The sequence below is a fragment of the Mesorhizobium sp. B2-3-14 genome, from assembly GCF_006442175.1.
Classification (GTDB): domain Bacteria; phylum Pseudomonadota; class Alphaproteobacteria; order Rhizobiales; family Rhizobiaceae; genus Mesorhizobium; species Mesorhizobium australicum.
The window spans coordinates 52602-70884 of the sequence record NZ_VFVP01000010.1 but is presented as its reverse complement, the minus strand read 5'-3'; the positions used below and the strand labels follow the sequence as shown (position 1 = coordinate 70884).

The 18283-nt window shown below is 63.4% G+C and carries 19 protein-coding genes, 1 tRNA gene and 1 pseudogene; 6 read left to right on the top strand and 15 right to left on the bottom strand.

The window, feature by feature from the left end; translation table 11 throughout:
* Window positions 1-29: 29 nt before the first annotated feature.
* The 3 genes from coaBC to ubiE all read right to left on the bottom strand — a co-directional run bounded on the left by coaBC (window position 30) and on the right by ubiE (window position 4013).
* Window positions 30-1502: a bifunctional phosphopantothenoylcysteine decarboxylase/phosphopantothenate--cysteine ligase CoaBC gene (gene coaBC, locus FJ950_RS23020; RefSeq protein ID WP_210242366.1), complete on the bottom strand. Its 1473-nt coding sequence runs from the start codon at window positions 1500-1502 to the stop codon at window positions 30-32.
* Between the two features lie 89 nt (window positions 1503-1591).
* A complete protein-coding gene (ubiB, locus tag FJ950_RS23015; protein ID WP_140618835.1) occupies window positions 1592-3166 on the bottom strand; it encodes a 2-polyprenylphenol 6-hydroxylase in 1575 nt (524 codons plus the stop codon).
* A 70-nt stretch (window positions 3167-3236) separates the two neighbouring features.
* Window positions 3237-4013: a bifunctional demethylmenaquinone methyltransferase/2-methoxy-6-polyprenyl-1,4-benzoquinol methylase UbiE gene (gene ubiE / locus FJ950_RS23010; protein WP_140618833.1), complete on the bottom strand. Its 777-nt coding sequence runs from the start codon at window positions 4011-4013 to the stop codon at window positions 3237-3239.
* 133 nt (window positions 4014-4146) lie between these two features.
* Between ubiE and FJ950_RS23005 the strand changes: the two genes are divergently transcribed.
* The 3 genes from FJ950_RS23005 to FJ950_RS22995 all read left to right on the top strand — a co-directional run bounded on the left by FJ950_RS23005 (window position 4147) and on the right by FJ950_RS22995 (window position 6577).
* Complete coding sequence (locus FJ950_RS23005) at window positions 4147-5121, top strand: adenosine deaminase (protein WP_140618832.1); 975 nt, start codon at window positions 4147-4149, stop codon at window positions 5119-5121.
* A gap of 141 nt (window positions 5122-5262) precedes the next feature.
* A complete protein-coding gene (gene upp / locus FJ950_RS23000) occupies window positions 5263-5892 on the top strand; it encodes a uracil phosphoribosyltransferase (protein ID WP_015315749.1) in 630 nt (209 codons plus the stop codon).
* A 121-nt stretch (window positions 5893-6013) separates the two neighbouring features.
* Window positions 6014-6577 carry a TIGR02281 family clan AA aspartic protease gene (locus tag FJ950_RS22995; RefSeq protein ID WP_015315750.1) on the top strand — a complete coding sequence of 188 codons (564 nt, stop codon included), beginning with the start codon at window positions 6014-6016 and terminating at the stop codon, window positions 6575-6577.
* Between the two features lie 6 nt (window positions 6578-6583).
* Here the strand turns inward: FJ950_RS22995 and deoA are convergent, their stop codons facing one another.
* From deoA to FJ950_RS22965, 6 genes are all read right to left on the bottom strand, one after another.
* Window positions 6584-7903 (bottom strand): thymidine phosphorylase, encoded by a 1320-nt coding sequence (gene deoA / locus FJ950_RS22990; RefSeq protein ID WP_015315751.1) that lies wholly within the window; start codon window positions 7901-7903, stop codon window positions 6584-6586.
* Complete coding sequence (locus FJ950_RS22985) at window positions 7903-8712, bottom strand: purine-nucleoside phosphorylase (protein ID WP_140618830.1); 810 nt, start codon at window positions 8710-8712, stop codon at window positions 7903-7905. The genes deoA and FJ950_RS22985 overlap by 1 nt, the downstream gene beginning before the upstream one ends.
* Before the next feature lie 13 nt (window positions 8713-8725).
* The gene (gene cdd, locus FJ950_RS22980) at window positions 8726-9118 is read right to left on the bottom strand and encodes a cytidine deaminase (RefSeq protein WP_140618828.1); all 393 of its coding nucleotides are present in this window, start codon (window positions 9116-9118) and stop codon (window positions 8726-8728) included.
* A 63-nt stretch (window positions 9119-9181) separates the two neighbouring features.
* Window positions 9182-10153 carry an ABC transporter permease gene (locus FJ950_RS22975; protein ID WP_015315754.1) on the bottom strand — a complete coding sequence of 324 codons (972 nt, stop codon included), beginning with the start codon at window positions 10151-10153 and terminating at the stop codon, window positions 9182-9184.
* Between the two features lies 1 nt (window position 10154).
* The gene (locus FJ950_RS22970; protein ID WP_140618826.1) at window positions 10155-11294 is read right to left on the bottom strand and encodes an ABC transporter permease; all 1140 of its coding nucleotides are present in this window, start codon (window positions 11292-11294) and stop codon (window positions 10155-10157) included.
* Window positions 11291-12823, bottom strand: a complete 1533-nt coding sequence (locus tag FJ950_RS22965; protein WP_140618824.1) for an ABC transporter ATP-binding protein — start codon at window positions 12821-12823, stop codon at window positions 11291-11293. The genes FJ950_RS22970 and FJ950_RS22965 overlap by 4 nt, the downstream gene beginning before the upstream one ends.
* Before the next feature lie 216 nt (window positions 12824-13039).
* Between FJ950_RS22965 and FJ950_RS22960 the strand changes: the two genes are divergently transcribed.
* Both FJ950_RS22960 and FJ950_RS22955 read left to right on the top strand, forming a co-directional pair.
* Entirely contained in the window at window positions 13040-13246 is a 207-nt protein-coding gene (locus tag FJ950_RS22960) for a SlyX family protein (protein ID WP_181171413.1), read from the top strand.
* Window positions 13247-13268: 22 nt separating this feature from the next.
* Window positions 13269-13667 carry a hypothetical protein gene (locus FJ950_RS22955; protein WP_140618821.1) on the top strand — a complete coding sequence of 133 codons (399 nt, stop codon included), beginning with the start codon at window positions 13269-13271 and terminating at the stop codon, window positions 13665-13667.
* Here FJ950_RS22955 and FJ950_RS22950 read toward each other — a convergent pair.
* The 4 genes from FJ950_RS22950 to FJ950_RS22935 form a co-directional block, all read right to left on the bottom strand.
* Entirely contained in the window at window positions 13646-14122 is a 477-nt protein-coding gene (locus FJ950_RS22950; protein WP_140618819.1) for a GNAT family N-acetyltransferase, read from the bottom strand. The genes FJ950_RS22955 and FJ950_RS22950 overlap by 22 nt on opposite strands.
* Window positions 14123-14223: 101 nt before the next feature.
* Window positions 14224-15213: a BMP family ABC transporter substrate-binding protein gene (locus FJ950_RS22945; protein ID WP_015315759.1), complete on the bottom strand. Its 990-nt coding sequence runs from the start codon at window positions 15211-15213 to the stop codon at window positions 14224-14226.
* A 244-nt stretch (window positions 15214-15457) separates the two neighbouring features.
* The gene (locus FJ950_RS22940) at window positions 15458-15781 is read right to left on the bottom strand and encodes a hypothetical protein (protein WP_140618817.1); all 324 of its coding nucleotides are present in this window, start codon (window positions 15779-15781) and stop codon (window positions 15458-15460) included.
* 131 nt (window positions 15782-15912) lie between these two features.
* Window positions 15913-16641, bottom strand: a complete 729-nt coding sequence (locus tag FJ950_RS22935; protein WP_246681366.1) for a DUF2569 domain-containing protein — start codon at window positions 16639-16641, stop codon at window positions 15913-15915.
* Window positions 16642-17012: 371 nt separating this feature from the next.
* Here FJ950_RS22935 and FJ950_RS22930 point away from each other — a divergent pair.
* Window positions 17013-17102, top strand: a tRNA-Ser gene (locus FJ950_RS22930).
* An 89-nt stretch (window positions 17103-17191) separates the two neighbouring features.
* Here FJ950_RS22930 and FJ950_RS22925 read toward each other — a convergent pair.
* A complete protein-coding gene (locus FJ950_RS22925) occupies window positions 17192-17887 on the bottom strand; it encodes a hypothetical protein (protein WP_181171405.1) in 696 nt (231 codons plus the stop codon).
* Between the two features lie 157 nt (window positions 17888-18044).
* Window positions 18045-18267: pseudogene (locus FJ950_RS29875) on the bottom strand (SOS response-associated peptidase); the annotation flags it as partial.
* Between the last annotated feature and the right edge of the window lie 16 nt (window positions 18268-18283).

Here is an 18283-nt window from a genome sequence, read left to right as displayed (position 1 = left end):
TTGGCGGCAAACGCTTCCGCCGACACTTGTCAGACGACGATGGTTTTCAATCGCTCGGCGATGAGCGCGGCAAGCCGTGCCGCTACCTCGTCCTTGGTCATTTCAGGCCATTCCTCGACGCCGGCTTTCGACACGACCCGCACCCGGTTGCGATCACCGCCCATCACGCCTGAAGGACCGATGCCGCTTTGGTGGGACACATCGTTGGCGACGATGAGATCGGCCCCTTTCTTCGTGAGCTTGGCCTCGGCGTTGCGCAAGAGATCCTGCGTCTCGGCGGCAAAGCCGACGACCAGGCCTGGTCGCTGCTTGTGATGGCCGACACCCGCCAGGATGTCGGGGTTCTCGACCATGCGCAGCACCGGTGGGCCTTCGCCCGCGACCTTCTTGATCTTCTCACCGGCTGAATTCTCGGTCCGCCAGTCGGCAACGGCGGCGACGAACACCGCGGCGTCGGCGGGCAGAAGCTGTTCCACCGCGTCGCGCATCTCCTGCGCCCGTTCGACATGGAGGGTCTTCACTCCGGCCGGATCGGCGATGGTGACGGGACCGGAGACGAGGCGCACATCGGCGCCGAGCCTTGCCAATGCCGCGGCGATGGCGTGGCCCTGCTTGCCGGACGAGCGGTTCGCGATATAGCGCACCGGGTCGATCGGCTCGTGCGTCGGGCCCGACGTGACGATGATCTTGCGCCCCGCCAGTGGCCTGGGGCCGGCATCGAGTAGCGCCTCGACCGCGGCGACGATCTCAAGCGGTTCGGCCATGCGGCCTTCGCCGGCCTCATTGCTCTCAGCCATCTCACCCTTGGCAGGGCCGACGAAGGTGATGCCGTCCTTGCCCAAGCTCGCGCGGTTGCGGCGGGTGGCGGGATGCGACCACATCCTGGGGTTCATCGCCGGGGCCATCAGCACCGGCTTGTCGGTGGCGATGAGCACGGTCGAGGCCAGATCGCTGGCATGGCCATTGGCGAGCTTGGCCATCAGGTCGGCAGTGGCGGGCGCCACCACCAGGAGGTCCGCCTCGCGCGACAGCCTGATGTGGCCGACATCGTGCTCGTCATTGCGGTCGAACAGGTCGGTGAAGACATGGTCGGCGGAGAGCGCACCGACCGACAGCGTGGTGACGAACTCCTGCGCCGCCGATGTCATGACGACGCGCACCGCCGCGCCGCGCTCGCGCAGCCGACGGATGAGGTCGAGCGCCTTGTAAGCGGCGATGCCGCCGCCGATGATAAGCAGGATGCGCTTGTTGGAAAGCGTGCCTCGCGGCAAGCTCTTGCCTGCTAGTGCCGACGCCGGGGTAGGGGTGGCTTGCGAAGTGGCCAGTTCGTGAAGGGCTTTCTCGATCTGGTCGAGACGGCCAACAGGGCCGACCTGGCCGTCGACGGCGGCCCGGATCATCACCCGCGCCTGTTCTTCCATGGAGCGATCGTTTTCCGCCGCCAGACGGCGCAGCAACTCCTTGACCTCATCGTCCAGGTTGCGGATCGTGATGCTGGCCATGTGATTGCACTCTACTCATCTTACTTTGATGGCGATGATAGCAATGCAATCAAATTGCCGCAAGCAGCTGGCTTGCCGCGAACACAGGCCTAATGAAGCTTCCAGGCAATGTAGACCAGCGTCAGCGCGATCACCCATAATGCGACACGGCCGGAACGGCTGTAGCGCGCTTCGGCCTTGCCTATGGCGCGGGCGGTCGCCTCATCGAAGCGCAGGCCGTGCTCGGCCATCAGGTCGATCTCTCGCGACAGCCGTTCCGTACGGGCCGCGAGTTCCGGCGCCTGGCGGATCAGCGTCAGTATCGCCTTGCCGCCGTCGCGCGCGTCGGCCAGCAGGCCGCGCGGCCCGAGGTTCCCGGCTATCCAGCCGCCGACCACCGGTTCGGCGGTCTTCCACATGTTGAAAGCCGGATCGAGCGTGCGCGCCACGCCCTCGACAACCACCATGGTCTTCTGCAGCAGGATCAATTCCGGCCGTGTCGCCATGTCGAAGAGTTCGGTCACCTCGAACAGCAGCGTCAGAAGCTTAGCCATCGAAATAGTTTCGGCGGGTTGGCCGTGGATCGGCTCGCCGATGGCGCGGATCGCCTGCGCGAAGGCAGAGACATTGTGCTGGCGCGGCACATAGCCGGCCTCGAAATGGACTTCGGCGACGCGCAGATAGTCGCGTGTGATGAAGCCGTAGAGGATTTCCGCGAGGAAGCGGCGCTCCTTCTTGCCGAGGCGCCCGGCAATGCCGAGATCGACGGCGACGATGGTGCCGTTCGCCTCGACGAACAGATTGCCCGGATGCATGTCGGCGTGGAAGAAGCCGTCGCGCAGCGTATGGCGCAGGAAAGACTGGATGAGGTTGGTGGCGATTGCCTTCAGGTCATGGCCGGCGCTTTGCAGGCCGGCGATGTCGTTCATCTTGACGCCGTCGACCCATTCCATGGTCAGCACGTCGCGGCCGGTGCGTTCCCAGTCCACCGAAGGGACGCGAAAGCCAGGGTCTTCCCTGGTGCTTTGGCCAAGTTCCGAGAGCGCGGCCGCCTCGAGGCGCAGGTCCATCTCGATCCTGGTGGTCTGCGCCAGCGTCTCGGTCACCTCGACCGGCCTCAATCGGCGCGACGACGGTATGTATTTCTCCTGCAAGCGGGCGGCGAGGAAATAGCTTTCGAGGTCCTGGAAGAAGCGGCGGCGCACGCCCGGCCGGATGACCTTGACCGCTACCTTCCTGGCGACGCCACCATCGACGGTTTCAGCGGCATGGACCTGAGCGATGGAAGCCGCGGCGACCGGGTCGCCGAACTGCTTGTAAAGATCGCCGAGTTTGCGCCCGAGCGAGGCTTCGATGGCGGCGACCGCTTCGGCCGTCGGGAAGGTGTGCATCTTGTCCTGCAGCATGGCGAGATCGAGCGCCATGTCGTTGCCGACGACATCGGGCCGCGTCGCCAGGAACTGACCAAGCTTGACGTAGGATGGGCCGAGCCGGACCACCGCCTTGGCCAGCCGATCGCTGCGCTGATAGGCGAGCGCGCGACGGCGGGTGAACAGCCGCGCCAGCCGCCAGCCGAATTTCGGCAGGCCGGATAGTTCCTCGCCGGGCAAGGCGGCAACGACGCCCTCGCGCACCAGCACCCAACCGGCCCGTACGAGCCGGAACGCCGCGCTGACGGTGCTCATGGCCGCGTCCGCCCTACCGGTTCATCGAACTGGCGCAAGGCTCGTCGCGTGAGGAAGATCGGCGACGGCTTCAAAGCTTCCAGCCCGAATGCAGGGCCGCTATGCCGCCGGAATAATTGCGGAAGGAGACGCGGTCGAAGCCGGCCCGAGAAATCATCGCCGCGAAGTTTTGCTGATTGGGGAATTTTGCGATCGATTCGACCAGATAGGAATAGGGCTCGCCGTCCCCGGTGACCAACTTGCCGATCCTGGGGATGGCATTGAACGACCAGGCTTCGTAGACCTTGTCGAAGAGCGGCATCTCGACCTCGGAGAACTCCAGGCACAGGAGACGGCCGCCGGGCTTCAGCACGCGCAATGCCTCGCCCAGGGCCACGTTGATATGCGGGACATTTCGAATGCCGAACGCGATGGTGTAGGCGTCGAAGCTGGCGTCATGGAAGGGCAGTTCCTCGGCGTTGGCCTCGACGAAATCGGTGTTGCCGGACAATCCCTTCTTATCGGCCCTGTCGCGCCCGACGGCGAGCATCGAGCCATTGATGTCGAGCACGGTGGCATGGGCATGGCCATGGCTGGCATCGACGATGCGAAAGGCGATGTCGCCGGTACCGCCGGCAACGTCGAGCACGCGCCAGCCCGCGCGCTTGGGCGGATTGAGCCAGGCGACCATGGCATCCTTCCACAGCCGGTGCAGGCCAGCAGACATCAAATCGTTCATCAGGTCGTAGCGGTCAGCGACCTTGTGGAAAACATCGTTGACCAGGGATTGCTTCTCGCCTTCCCCTACACGCTTGAAACCATAGGAGGTTTCCATGCCGCCGGCGGCCGTGGCTCTCTCAACTGACATTTTTTTGATCCGTCATAAAACCGGCGGGACCATAGCCGATCGGTGATGCGGGCGCTATTGTTTAAGGCGCGGTGTTCAGCCGCGCTTCCAGGTGGTGGGTTTTAAGACCTGGACTGACCGACGGGATGTTTGAATGCCTCTGAAAGCGGAACTGCACTGCCACATCGAAGGGGCAGCGGCGCCCGATCTCGTCATCCGCCAAGCGCAGAAATACGGCAAGGACACCTCGCCTTATATCCAGAACGGTTGTTTCGTCTGGCACGATTTCACCTCCTTTCTCGCGGCCTATGACTTCTCCGCCGACCTGTTCCGGACCGAGGAGGATTATGCGCGGCTGGCCGACCACTATCTGACCAGCCTGGCCCGCGATGGCGCCATCTACTCCGAGGTGTTCACCTCGCCCGACCACGCGACGAAAGCCGGGCTGTCACTCAAGGCCTACACCGATGCGCTCGGCGAAGGCATGCTGCGCGCCAAGGCAAAGACCGGCATCGAGGGCCGCATGATCGTCACCGGCGTGCGCCATGTCGGTGTCGAGTCGATCGAGCGCGCGGCACGCTTCGCGGCGCGTTGCGGCCATCCGCTGGTTACCGGGTTCGGCGTCGCCGGCGATGAGCGCATGGGCGAGATGGAGGACTATGTCAGGGCTTTCGAGATCGCGCGCGAGGCCGGGCTCGGCATCACCGTCCATGCCGGCGAACTGACGGGCTGGGAAACCGTCCAGGCGGCACTCGACCATATCCGCCCGTCGCGCATCGGCCATGGCGTGCGCGCCATCGAAAACCCCGACCTTGTCCGGCGCATCGCCGACGAGGGTGTCGTGCTGGAATGCTGCCCCGGCTCCAATATCGCGCTCAAGGTGTTCGACAGTTTCGCCGACCATCCCTTTCCCGCCCTGCAGGCGGCCGGCTGCAAGGTGACGCTCAACTCCGACGACCCGCCCTATTTCTGGACCTCGCTGAAGCGCGAATACGATATCGCCGCCGAACATTTCTCGATGAGCGAAAAGGCGCTTGCCGCCGTCACCAGGACTGCCATCGAAGCCGCCTTCGTCGACAGGAAGACCAAGACAGCGCTTCTTGGTCGGTTGGACGCGAAAGTTCGGTGAACAGTGAGTAGTCAGTAGTCGGTAGTGACGGTGCACGCATCGAGCGGTTGAGGCCGGCGCTTTCACTGACGCAGGGACTCGCAAATCGGCTCACTATTCACTACTCACTGTTCACCACTCACTATTCCGTCGGAGCACATCATGAAGGGCGTCACCGTCGTCGATCATCCGCTTGTCCAGCACAAGCTGACCATCATGCGCAAGAAGGAGACCTCGACGGCCGGCTTCCGGCGGTTGCTGCGTGAGATATCGCTGCTGCTCGGCTATGAGGTCACCCGCAATCTCGAACTGACGACGACAACGATCGAAACGCCTATGGAGACGATGGAGGCTCCGACGCTGGAGGGCAAGAAGCTGGTCTTCGCCTCGGTGCTGCGCGCCGGCAACGGCCTGCTCGAAGGTTTGCTCGACCTGGTGCCGGCGGCCCGCGTCGCCCATGTCGGCCTCTACCGCGATCATGAAACGCTGGAGGCCGTCGAGTATTTCTTCAAGGCGCCGAGCGACCTCGCCGACCGGCTGGTCATCGTCGTCGACCCGATGCTGGCGACAGCCAATTCGGCGATCGCGGCGATCGACAAGTTGAAAGAGCGCGGCGCCACCAACATCCGCTTCCTGTGCCTGCTGGCGGCGCCCGAAGGCATCGAGCGCTTTACCAAGGCGCATCCGGATGTTCCGGTCTTCACCGCGTCCATCGACCGCCAGCTCAACGAGAAGGGCTACATCATGCCCGGCCTTGGCGATGCCGGCGACCGCATGTACGGGACGAAGTAATACCCGAGCAATGTGCTTGGTATTTTTTACCAGGCGTTTACGCAAAGACGTGGTTCCGGCGCGCGTTAAAGCGGCAAACACCATCCGGCGCTAATGATCAGCTCTTCACAAAGGCCGATCCATGCTGCGCAAGCTTCTCATTCTCAGCGTCTTTGCCGGTGCGTCGGCATCGATCCCGGTCGTCTACCAGTCGAATCCGCGAATATTCGAAAACCTGCTGAAATCGGCGGTGACGGCCAAGCCAGCGGCCGAGACGCAACCGGATGTCAGCCTGGCCTCCGTTCCCGACAAGCCGGTAGCGCCGCTGCCGACCGGCCGGAAGGTCGTGGTCGCGGCGGACGGGCGCGGACACTTCTCGTCGACCTTCAGGCTCAACGGCCGTCAAGTCGACGGCATGATCGACACCGGTGCGACGCTGGTCGCGGTCAATATGTCGACGGCACGCCGGATCGGACTGTCGCTCAATCCCTCCGATTTCAGCCACGAAGTCAACACCGCCAACGGCACCATCAAGGCAGCCGTGGTGACGATTGATCGTCTGCAGATCGGCAGCATCAGCGTCGAAGGTGTGCAGGCGATCGTACTCGACGACAGGGCACTGCGCACCAACCTGATCGGCATGAGCTTTCTCAACAGACTCGGCAAATACCAGGCCGAAAACGGCACATTGCTGCTGGTTCAGTAGGTCCACTCAGCCACGCGGCAGAATCCGCCGGATGACCGACTTGTCGGCGGCCGGCTTCGAAGCGCCGATCGCATAGGCTGAAAGCACGGTCGCGGCTGCCGTCTCGGCATCGGACGGTGAGCGGGCGTGGATCAGCGCCAGCGCATCTCCGGCGCGTACTTCCGCGCCTATGGGCAGCAGCCTGGTGATGCCGACCGAGGGGTCGATCCTGTCGTCGGGCCGGGTGCGCCCGCCGCCCAGGCCGACGACCGCGAGACCGATGTCGCGGGTGGCGATGCCAGTGACGAAACCCTCCGACGTCGCCTTCACCGCGATTTCCGTTGCTGCTTCCGACAGATATTTCTCTGGCTTCTCGATGAAATCGGCGGGGCCGCCAAGCACCGTCACCATGCGCGCGAAGGTGGCGGCTGCGCGGCCGCTGGCGAGTGTCTCGGTGGCGCGTCGCATGCCGTCCTGGTTCGACGACACCAGTCCCGCCGACTGCAGCATTTCGGCTGCCAGCGCCAGCGTCACGTCCTCCAGCCGCCGGTCGCGCAGGCGGCCGGTCAGGAAATCGACGGCATTGCGCACCTCGACGGCATTGCCGGCGGCGGAGGCAAGCGGTTCGTTCATGCCGGTGATTAGCGCCGAGACTTTCAGTCCGGCGCCGCTGGCGACCTCGACGAGGCTATTGGCAAGCGCGGTCGCATCTCGGGATTTCTCCATGAAGGCGCCATTGCCGACCTTGACGTCGAGCACCAGCGATTGCAGGCCCGCCGCGAGCTTCTTCGACAGGATCGATGCGGTGATCAGCGGCACGGACTCCACGGTTCCGGTCACGTCGCGGATGGCGTAGAGCCGGCGATCGGCAGGTGCCAGGTCGGCGGTTTGGCCGATGATGGCGCAGCCGGTTTCAAGCACGGCTTTGCGGAACAGCGTGATGTCGGGTTGACTGATATAGCCGGGAATGGCATCCATCTTGTCCAGCGTGCCGCCGGTATGGCCGAGGCCACGGCCCGAGATCATCGGCACATAGGCACCGCAGGCGGCAACGATCGGCGCCAGCATCAGCGAGACATTGTCGCCGACACCGCCCGTGGAATGCTTGTCGGTGACAGGGCCTGGCAAATCCGACCAGTCGAGCACGTCGCCGGAATCGCGCATGGCCAGCGTCATCGCCACCGCCTCGTCGCGGTTCATGCCGTTGAAGAACACCGCCATGGCAAAGGCCGCGACCTGGCCGTCGGTGACGGTACCCGACGTCACGCCGTCGATGAAGGCGGCGATCTCGTGAGGCGCCAGCCTGTGGCCGTCGCGCTTGTGACGGATGATTTCCTGTGGAAGCATCAGCTCTCCAGCAGCCCGTCACGGAACACGCGCTGCAGCACCGTTGCCAGCCGCGATCCGCCAACCGGCGCCATGTCCTTGGTTTCCTGGTGCGAAAGCTCGGCTCCGGTCATGCCGGCGGCCAAATTGGTGATGACCGAACAGGCAGCGACGCGAAGGCCGAGGAAACGCGCGAGAATCACTTCCGGCACGGTCGACATGCCGACGGCGTTGGCGCCCATGATGCGCGCCATGCGGATTTCGGCCGGCGTCTCGAAGCAGGGGCCCGAGAACCACATGTAGACGCCCTTGTGAAGCGCAGTGCCGGTCGCCTTCGCCGCGCCTTCGATCGCGTCGCGGATGCCGGCATCATAAGCTTCGGTGAGGCCGACGAAACGGCAGTCGCTGGGCTCGCCGATCAGCGGGTTGGTGCCGGAGAAGTTGATATGATCAGTGAGCAGCATCACCGAACCCGGCGGCATATCCGGATCGACCGAGCCGGCCGCGTTGGTGAGGATCAGTTTCGTGATGCCGATGCCGGCGAGCACTTCCAGCACCGGACGCATCGCCGCGGCGTTCCCATGCTCATAGTAGTGGGCGCGGCCGGACAGCATAAGCACGGGAACGCCGGCAAACAGCCCGGCGACCACTTGGCCGGCGTGGCCGCTGACACCGCTCCTGGGAAAGCCGGGCAGGTCGGCATAGGAGACGCGGATCGGATTCTCGATCCGGTCGACCAGGCCGCCCAGGCCCGAACCCAGCACAAGCGCGGTCGACGGCGCCAGGCCGTCCAGCCTTTCGATAAGGTGGTCGACCGTTTTTTGCGTCATATCAGCCAGCTCTTCATTTCAGAATGTCGCCGCGGAAGCCGTAGGGCAGCATGTCGCCCATGGTCACGGTTTCGGCCACGCCGGTGTTGTCGCAGAGATAGAGCTTCGTTTCCGGGCGGCAGAATTCGGCCAGTCGCTGGCGGCAGCCGCCGCAAGGCGAGCATTTGGCCATGCGTTCGGCAAGGACGGCGATTTCAACGATCTTGCCGCCGCCGCCCATGACATAATGGCCAAGCGCGGTGGTCTCGGCGCACCAGCCTTCCGGATAGGAGGCGACCTCGATATTGGCGCCTGTGAAGACGCGTCCGTCCTCGGTGCGTATGGCGGCACCCACCGGGAACTTGGAATAAGGCGCATAAGCCTTAGCCATGGCAGCCTTGGCCGCTTCGAACAGATCATGCGACATTCAGATGTTCTCTCCGATCATCGTGTGCAAACCCGGCGCTCGTCCGCGCCGAACTGTCGACCTTTAGCGTTCCTTGACATAGGGCACGCCGCCGGCGCGCGGCGGGATGGCCTTGCCGATGAAGCCGGCAAGCAGGATGACGGTGAGGATATAGGGCAGGGCCTGCATGAACTGCACCGACACCTTGCCGACAATGGGCAGCGGTGTTCCCTGCAGGCGGATCGACGCCGCGTCGAGGAAGCCGAACAGAAGGCAGGCGAACATGGCGTTGACCGGCTTCCATTTGGCGAAGATCAGCGCGGCCAGCGCGATGTAGCCCTTGCCCGCGGTCATGTCCTTCACGAAGCCGCCATTCTGCACCATCGAAAGATAGGCGCCTGCAAATCCGGTCAGGATGCCCGTGCAGATCAGCGCGCGATAGCGCAGCCAGGCGACCGAGATGCCGGCGGTGTCGACCGCGGCCGGATTCTCGCCGACCGCGCGCAGCCTGAGGCCAAAACGCGTGCGAAACAGCACCCACCAGGTGAACGGCACCATCGCAAAGGCGAAATAGACGAGGATCGAATGGCCGGAGATCAGTTCGGCATAGATCGGACCGATGATCGGCACGCCCCTGATTGCATCGGCGCCGGGCCAGATGATCGCCTCGAATCGTTCGCCCGGTTGCAGCGCCGGCGTGCGGCCACCCTGCTGGAACCATGCCTGGCCGAGAATGATGGTCGATCCAGCGGCGACGAAGTTGATCGCAACGCCCGAAACGATCTGGTTGCCGCGATGGGTGATCGAGGCAAAGCCGTGCACCAAAGCGAAGGCGACAGAGATCAGGATCGCCATGCCGAGACCGATAAGCGCCGAATGGAACACGGAAGCCGCGGCAGCACCCGCGAAGGCGCCGACCAGCATCTTGCCTTCGAGGCCGATGTCGAAAATGCCGGCCCGCTCCGAATAGAGGCCGGCGAGGCAGGCAAGCAGCAGCGGCACCGACAGGCGGATGGTAGAGTCCAGCACCTGGATGATCGCGTTGAAGATATCCATCTCAGGCGCCCTTCCGGTTGACAGCCTGCATGCCCACCGATTTCGGGCTGAACGAGGCGAACAGAGCCTGGATATAGGGCCTGAACATATGCTCCAGCGCGCCGGCGAAGAGGATGACCAACCCTTGAATGATGACGATCATGTCGCGGCTGATTGCCGGCATCTCGAAGGCGAGTTCGGCGCCGCCCTGGTAAAGCATGCCGAACAGGATCGCCGCCAGCACGATGCCGACCGGATGCAGGCGGCCCATCAGCGCCACGGCGATACCGACGAAACCGGCGCCCGAAACGAAGTCGATCGCGACATTGTGCTGGTCGCCCATCACAGGGTTGAGCGCCATCATGCCGGCCAGCGCGCCCGAGATCATCATCGCAGTGATGATGATGCGGGTTTCCGAAATGCCGGCATAGCGGGCCGCTTTCGGGCTGTGGCCATAGGTGCGCATCTCATAGCCGAGCTTGGTACGCCAGATCAGCAGCCAGACCAGGAAAGCCATCACCAGCGCCAGCAGGAAGCAGATGTTGAGCGGGGCCGAGCGGATCTTGGCGCCGAACAATTCGATGATCCAGTTCAGTTTCGGCAGCTCCGCACCGGCGAGGAAGTTGCGCGTCTGCGGCGCCTGCGACCCTGCCGGCTTCAGGGGACCGACCAGCAGGTAGACCATGATCGAGGCGGCGATGAAGTTGAACATGATTGTCGTGATGACGATGTGCGAGCCGCGCTTGGCCTGCAGGTAGGCGGGGATAAACGCCCACAATGCGCCCACGAGCGCCGAGGCGACGATGGCCAGCGGAAAAGTCAGCCACCAGGGCAGTGTGCTGTCGAAGGAAAGGCAAACGATGGCGATGCCGAGGCCGGCGATGTAGGCCTGTCCCTCGGTGCCGATGTTGAACAGGCCGCAATGCGCCGCCACGGCCACAGAAAGCCCGGTGAATATGAAGGTCGTGGCGTAGAAGAGGGTGAAGGCGATGCCGGTGCCCTTGCCAAAGGCGCCTTCGACCAGGATGACGGCGGCACGGAAGGGGTTTTCGCCGACCAGCATGACGACGAAGCCAGCGACGATGAAGGCGACCGACAGGTTGATCAGCGGGATCAGCCCGTAGTCTGCCCAGGCCGGCAATTTGGCGTAAGGCGTGCTCATTGCGCCGCCTCCTGATGCTCGACACCGGCCATCAGCAGGCCAAGCTCGCCTTCGGTCGCGTCGGGGCCGCGCTCGCCGACGACCCGGCCGGCAAACATCACCAGGATGCGGTCGGAGAGCGAGCGGATCTCGTCTAGCTCGACCGATACCACCAGCACCGCCTTGCCCTGGTCGCGCATGGCGATCAGGCGCTTGTGGATGAACTCGATGGCGCCGACGTCGACGCCCCGCGTCGGCTGGCCGACGATCAGCACGCCGGGGTCCTGCTCGATTTCACGCGCGAGCACTATCTTCTGCTGGTTGCCGCCGGAAAAATTGGCCGTCTTCAGGCGCGGATTGCCGGGACGAATGTCGTATTTCTCGATCTTGTCCCTGGCATCGGCCATGATGGCATCGATGTTGAGAAACGGTCCTCTGAGGTAACGGGGATCGTCATGGTAGCCGAGGATGGAATTCTCGTTCTCCTCGAAGGCCAGCACCAGCCCGACATGGTGGCGGTCTTCCGGTACGTGGGCGAGGCCGCGGTCGCGCAATTCGCCGGGATCAGCCTTGCCGGTGAGATCGATCGGCTTGCCGTCGAGCGTCACGGACCCGGAAACGGCGTGCCTGATGCCGGAAATCGCCTCAAGCAACTCGGATTGCCCGTTGCCGGCAACGCCAGCGATGCCGACGATCTCGCCGGCTCTGATATCGAAGGAGACGTCGTCGACCATGGTGACGCCACGAGAATCCCTGACCGTCAGGTTCTTGACCGCGAGCTTGACGGCACCGGCTTCGGCCTCGCCCTTTTCGACCCTCAAGAGGACACGCCGCCCGACCATCAGTTCGGCCAGTTCCTCGACAGTGGTTTTCCTGGTCTCCCGGGTCGCCACCATCGTGCCCTGACGCATCACCGACACGGTGTCGGTGATGGCCATGATCTCGCGCAGTTTGTGGGTGATCAGCACCACCGTCTTTCCCTGTTCCTTCAACTGCCTGAGGATGCGGAACAGGTGGTCGGCCTCGGCCGGCGTCAAAACGCCTGTCGGCTCGTCGAGGATCAGGATTTCGGCGCCGCGATAAAGCGCCTTCAGGATTTCCACGCGTTGCTGCAGGCCGACCGGCAGTTCTTCGATAATCGCATCGGGATCGACTTCCAGCCCGTATTCGCGCTCCAGCCGGTCAAGCTCGGAGCGCGCCTTGGCGATGCTGCTCTTCAGAAGCGCATCGGTTTCGGCGCCGAGGATGATGTTCTCCAGCACGGAGAAATTGTCGACCAGCATGAAATGCTGGTGCACCATGCCGATGCCGAGCGCGATCGCGTCGTTGGGTGTCTTGATCGATGCCGGCTTGCCGCCGACGCGGATCTCGCCGCTGTCGGCCTGGTAGAAACCGTAGAGGATCGACATCAGCGTCGACTTGCCGGCGCCGTTCTCGCCGACGATGCCGTGGATGGTGCCGCGCGCGATCTCCAGATTGATGTCGCGGTTGGCGCGCACCGCGCCGAAACTCTTGTTGATGCCGATCAGTTCGATTGCGGCTTGCGCCATGCAGCCTGTCCCACTCTTATTTTTTTATCGCTTGGTCAAAACGCCTAGCATGGCACTCCGCCCATGCCAATTGTCCGGAGCAGCATCCACTCTCGACAAATCCCCGCGCGCTTGTCAATTTCGAACGTGGCCGAAGCTCTCACATTCGCTACTATGGCGAGGTCGATTTGACGTTGCGGCGCAAGGTGTCGCGGTACAAACTGGGGACTTTGCATGATCATGCCCGCCGACCGGCTGACGACGCTGGAAATCCGCGCCGCGGAGCAGGAGAAGACCATCGAGGAACTGTCGGGCCAGATCGCCGAGCAGTGGAAGGTGATCGAACGCATGCAGCGCAAGCTTGATGCGCTGACAGACCGCTTCCTGGCGCTTGAAGAGCAGGCGGCACCGGATGTGCCGGGGACCAAGCCGCCACACTGGTGAGGAGAGGGGGAGGGCACGGATCATGGCCGGTGAGAGCGATCGTATCGCAAGGGCCGGCGACTATGTGCTGGGCCTGATGAACGATGCCGAGCGCGAGCGGGCCGAGCGCGATCTCGAGATCGACCCTGCGTTCCGCGACGCGGTGGTGCAACTGGCCGAGCGCATGCATGTCTTCGATCGCGCCGAAAAACCAGCCGGCGTCAATCATTGGGAACTGGTTACGCAGCGACTCGCCGAATTGCCGCAGATGCAAGGCGTTGGCCTGGGCGGCAATGATGCCAAGTCGCCGACAGTGATCCGAAGCTTGTCCCGTCAGCCGTACGGCGTTGGTGTGCATTCGCTTGGCGGTAGGCGTGGACTTGTCGTCATGGCCGGGCTGATTGCGGCCTTCGCGCTCGGCTATCTCCTGGGCACATTGTGATGGAGCCGGCGCGACATCAGCATCATCGTGTCGCCGTCCTGCTCGCACAGCTCGATCGTGTCCCAGCCGAGCGCCGCGTAGAACTCGCGCGCTTGCCAAGTGTAGAGGTAGAGCGTCTCGACGCCGGCTGACGCTGCATGCGCTTCGATCGCCTCGACCAGCGCGGTGCCGGTTCCCTTGCCTCGATGGCCGGCGTCGACGACAAGCCCGGCCAGCCACGGTGTCAGATCATGCGCCGGTTCCAGTTCGTGGCGGACCAGCAGGCAGGTGCCTATCGGCACATCGTTCACACGGGCAACCAGAGCCTTTTCGAGGCCGTCGCTGGTCAGCAGGTTGCGGAGCCCTGCCGCATCCTCTTCCAGCGTCCTTCCCGTGCCCTCGAAGAAGGCGGCAATCCGCAGTCGCGCGACGACTTCGATGTCATGCCCGCGCATGGGTTCGATCGTTGGCTGCATTCCTCGCTCCATGCCATTTGCGAGCTTCGTTCGATCGGCAAAAGCAAAACCGCCGGGCTTTCGCCCAGCGGTTGCAGATCATGGCCGTACGCTGCCGCCGATCAATAGGGGCAGGCGTTGTCGGCTGTGTAGTCGTGCACCTTGACCGTGCCGGCGATGATGTCGGCCTTGGCTTTTTCGACGGCCGCCTTCATTTCGTCGGTCACCAGTGCCTTGTTGTTGTCGTCCATGGCGTAGTCGACGCCGCCTTCCTTGAGGCCGAGATTCTCGACGCCACCCTTGAAGGTGCCGTTCTTGCCATCCATGAAGGCGGTGTAGACGGCAACGTCGACGCGCTTCAGCATCGAGGTCAGCACCTTGCCGGGCTGCAGGCCGTTCTGGTTGGAATCGACGCCGATGCCGAGCTTGCCGGCATCGGCCGCCGCCTGCAGCACACCGACGCCGGTGCCGCCGGCGGCCGCGTAAACCACGTCGGCGCCCTGGTCGATCTGCGTCTTGGCGATCTCGCCACCCTTGGCCGGATCGTTCCACGCCGCCGGCGTATCGCCAGTCATGTTCTGGATGACGTCGGTCGCGCCAGCGGACTTGGCGCCGCCGACATAGCCGCATTCGAACTTGCGGATCAGCGGGATGTCCATGCCGCCGACGAAGGCAACCTTCTTCGACTTCGACGCCATCGCGGCCATGATGCCGACGAGATAGGAGCCTTCATTCTCCTTGAACACCAGCGAGCGGACATTGGGCAGGTCGACCGCATCGTCGATGATGGCGAAGTTGAGGTCCGGGTATTCGGCCGCGACCTTCTTCAGCGCATCCTCCCAGGCAAAGCCGGCCATGACGATCGGGTTGTGGCCGTCCTCGGCGAAGCGGCGCAGCGCCTGCTCGCGCTGCGAGGCGTTGGACACTTCGAACTCGACATAGGCGACGCCGGTCTCGGTCTTGAATTTTTCGGCGCCATGGTAGGCAGCCTCATTGAAGGATTTGTCGAACTTGCCGCCCAGATCATAGAGGATGGCCGGCTGGACATCCGCGGCGAAAGCCGGAAGAACCATTGCGGTTGCGGCCAGAAGGCCGAGAACGATACGTTTCATGTGATCCACACCCTGTCGGTTATTTTTTCCGTTGCACACCGCCTGCTGCCCGGTTCTCCGGCAAGCAAACGACGTTAGCCAGGAGTGTATTGCCCTCCCGCTCCCGGGCAATCTGGCACGGCCCGAAACAAAATTCACGCGGAATTTTGACCTTTTGGAAAAGCGTGCCACGGGCAAGCCACGCCGCGATCCGATCTTGCGTGCAAGCTTTCAGCAGCCGGCCGGAATGGTGCGGGAGATGGGTTCAGTTGGCGGCGAACTGTCCTGTGCGCCGCTGCCGCCGATAGCCGATGGCGTACAGCAGCAAGGCCAGCACCGCGAAGACGGCAAAGCCCGGCTGGTTGAGCACCCAGGCGATGACCGTGTCCCACAGCAGCGGACTGGCCTTGGCGCGCACGAAGGTTTCGAAGGCGGCCCGCGTGTCCGGCGAGACGGCCAGCCAACTGGCGTTGAGGGGGGTCAGCACAAGGGCCGACGCCGCCACCGTGCGCGTCGCGTCGAGCACCGCCATGATGACGGAAACCGACAGCGCGACCATGGCCGCAAGACGAAAGACGAAGCGAAACATCAAGGCTCTCCCCCGGCTCACCCTGGACGTTGACCAGAAGACCACCGGCACATATCCGAAACAGAAATAGAATGCGTGCGGTTCAGCTGCAATCGCGATACGCGAATTTGAAGGCCCGCGCTTTTCTGGGCCTATGCGGTCGGCTCGCGCCTGGTGCGGTGAACGAGCCAGACGGCAAGAATGCCTCCGGCAATGGCACCGACCACCAGCCCGGCCAATCCGACGAAGGCGGCAAAGTAGCCGCAGCCGCCCTCGAAGCAGCTGACCTCGGTGACATCGGCGATCACCGAGCCAGCCAGGAATCCGCCAACGGCGCCAATGACCGCGCCCAGGACGATGCCGAGCAAGGCAGCCACGATGGAGACGAAGACCGACGGCGCTTCGGCCCGCGGCCTGGCATAGACGCCCTCGGCGCCCGACCCACGGCGCAGCAGATAGATGCAGAGCAGGCCGATGGCGATTTCGGCGCCGCCGATCAGCAGGCTCCTGGCGGAAAAGACGAAATCTGGCACGGCGAGCACATAGGCCTGCCTCGCCAGCACCCAGGCGATGGTCGCCACCTGCCAGATGATGAACTGGCGCGGGAAGCGCGCCGAGCGGCCAAAGGCAAGTCCGAGCAAATAAAGCCCCCACAGGATGGTGATGATGTCGACGGCAAGCCCGCCAAGGAGGAAATAGAAGATCCTGTCCGGCAGGCCGGAATTGCCGGTCAGCCACCAGGTGGAGGCCAGGCCGTAGACCGACCACGCCATGACGAAGATAAGCCAGCCCACCGGCACGTAGGACAGCCCGCTGTCCGGGCGCCCGATTGGCGCCTGCCCCGGCATCCCGCCGCCCGGTTGTTCACTGCCTGATGTCATGCCCGGACGATGCCCCCCGCAAAGTCTCCGTTTCACTCGACAGGTGGCCCGCGACGAAGTCAAGCGCGGCCGGCCTTGCCGGCCCGCCTGTGCACATCATTCGGGGCGTCGGCACCTTGAAACGGATGCCGCCGCGGCCTCGCGAAGCGCTGTGTGGCCGGCAAAGCGAATAGACTGTCGTTATGGCTTGGCATTCGGCGCGGGATCGACTAGATGAGCCCCGCGCCTGTTGCTTTGACGGCTCAGGTGCCGGGGAGAGGTGTCCGCTGGTTGGCGGCGCCCATAGCGCGGAAATCGCTACTCCTCCCTGAAGGGACTGCATTGTCCCCAACCCGCGCGGCGAAACCGGCCGTCGCGAAAAATGCAAGGACGGAGAGGTGGCCGAGTGGTTGAAGGCGCACGCCTGGAAAGTGTGTTTACGGGAGACCGTAACGCGGGTTCGAATCCCGCTCTCTCCGCCAATTCTCTGATGAGGCGCTAACTATCTGAAAAATAGATGCCTTAGCGCAGCGCCTTTGAAGTGGTGCCCCACGCCGGTGCCCCAAGATTGCTATTGGTTGCCGTCCTTTGGCTTTCTAGGTGGCAACGAAGCTGCTTTGTGTTCCGCCTCCCGTCGCTTTCGTTCTTTCTCGCGGTCTTCGCCGGAATAGGTATCCGCCTTGAGGTGCCGAGAGCCGCTTGCGACATATCGCCAGTCTTCCCGTATTTTCTCAATTTGCTCGGCCATTTGCACAAACGGCGTCCGGGCTCCTAGATGCCCGAAATCTGCGTAGTCCCTCATCGAAAGTTCGTAACTGAGAGATTGGCGGTTTCGGTCGGCCGGGTGGTGTATCCAGCCGGTGGAAACTTGGTAGGTCTTCTCGCCAAAGGTTTCGTAAGCTCCGGCGTAGCACGACAACGATTGACCCGGCTTCAAAACACTTAGGTGCCTGAGAGGGCGACCGATGTGCAAGCCACCATCCCTTTCTTCAAGGTCGGGAGTGAACGAGACCACTACGTCGTGAGCAGCGGCGTTTCCTGTATTGGCGACAACAAGGTCATAGTGTTTGACTGACCATGGGTTCGGCTCAAGGGTTGCCACAACGTGAGCCTGGGCCGTTGCCATCGATAGCCGCTTGGTCTCCTTTGCCAACACCCAGGTGAAGAAGCCAAGCGCGATGGTTGCAGCGGCGGTGACAATCATGGACCACGTTTGCGCGTCCGCTCGCAATGCTCCCCAAAAGCCTGCCAAGAAATCCCAAATCATACTGAGTCCCCCAAACCGTGCAGTCATAGTAAGGGCCAAGGGTGGCATGTCCAGTCGACAGTCGCGAGGGCAGCGGAACGTTCACTCGTAGTGACGGCTCAATCGGCCCATCAACTTCGTATTTACCGGCATACGCGGGACTAGCACGGGCTATGTTAGTGCCGTAGTCGGCCTTGCCCCTCATCCGTTCAACGGGTGTCGGCATGCCCCACAGCAAATTGCAAGCTCCCGTTGCCCGTCCCGCGCGTTGCGGACCACGGGGCCGGGGCGGTTGGGATAGATGTCAATGGACGGCTCAAGGTTCCCAAGATGTCCCGTAAAGTTCGGGTCCATTGGCGGACGGCTTCTTGCGACGTGGCGATGTTGTAGAGATTGCACATGGCAACTAAGCTGCAA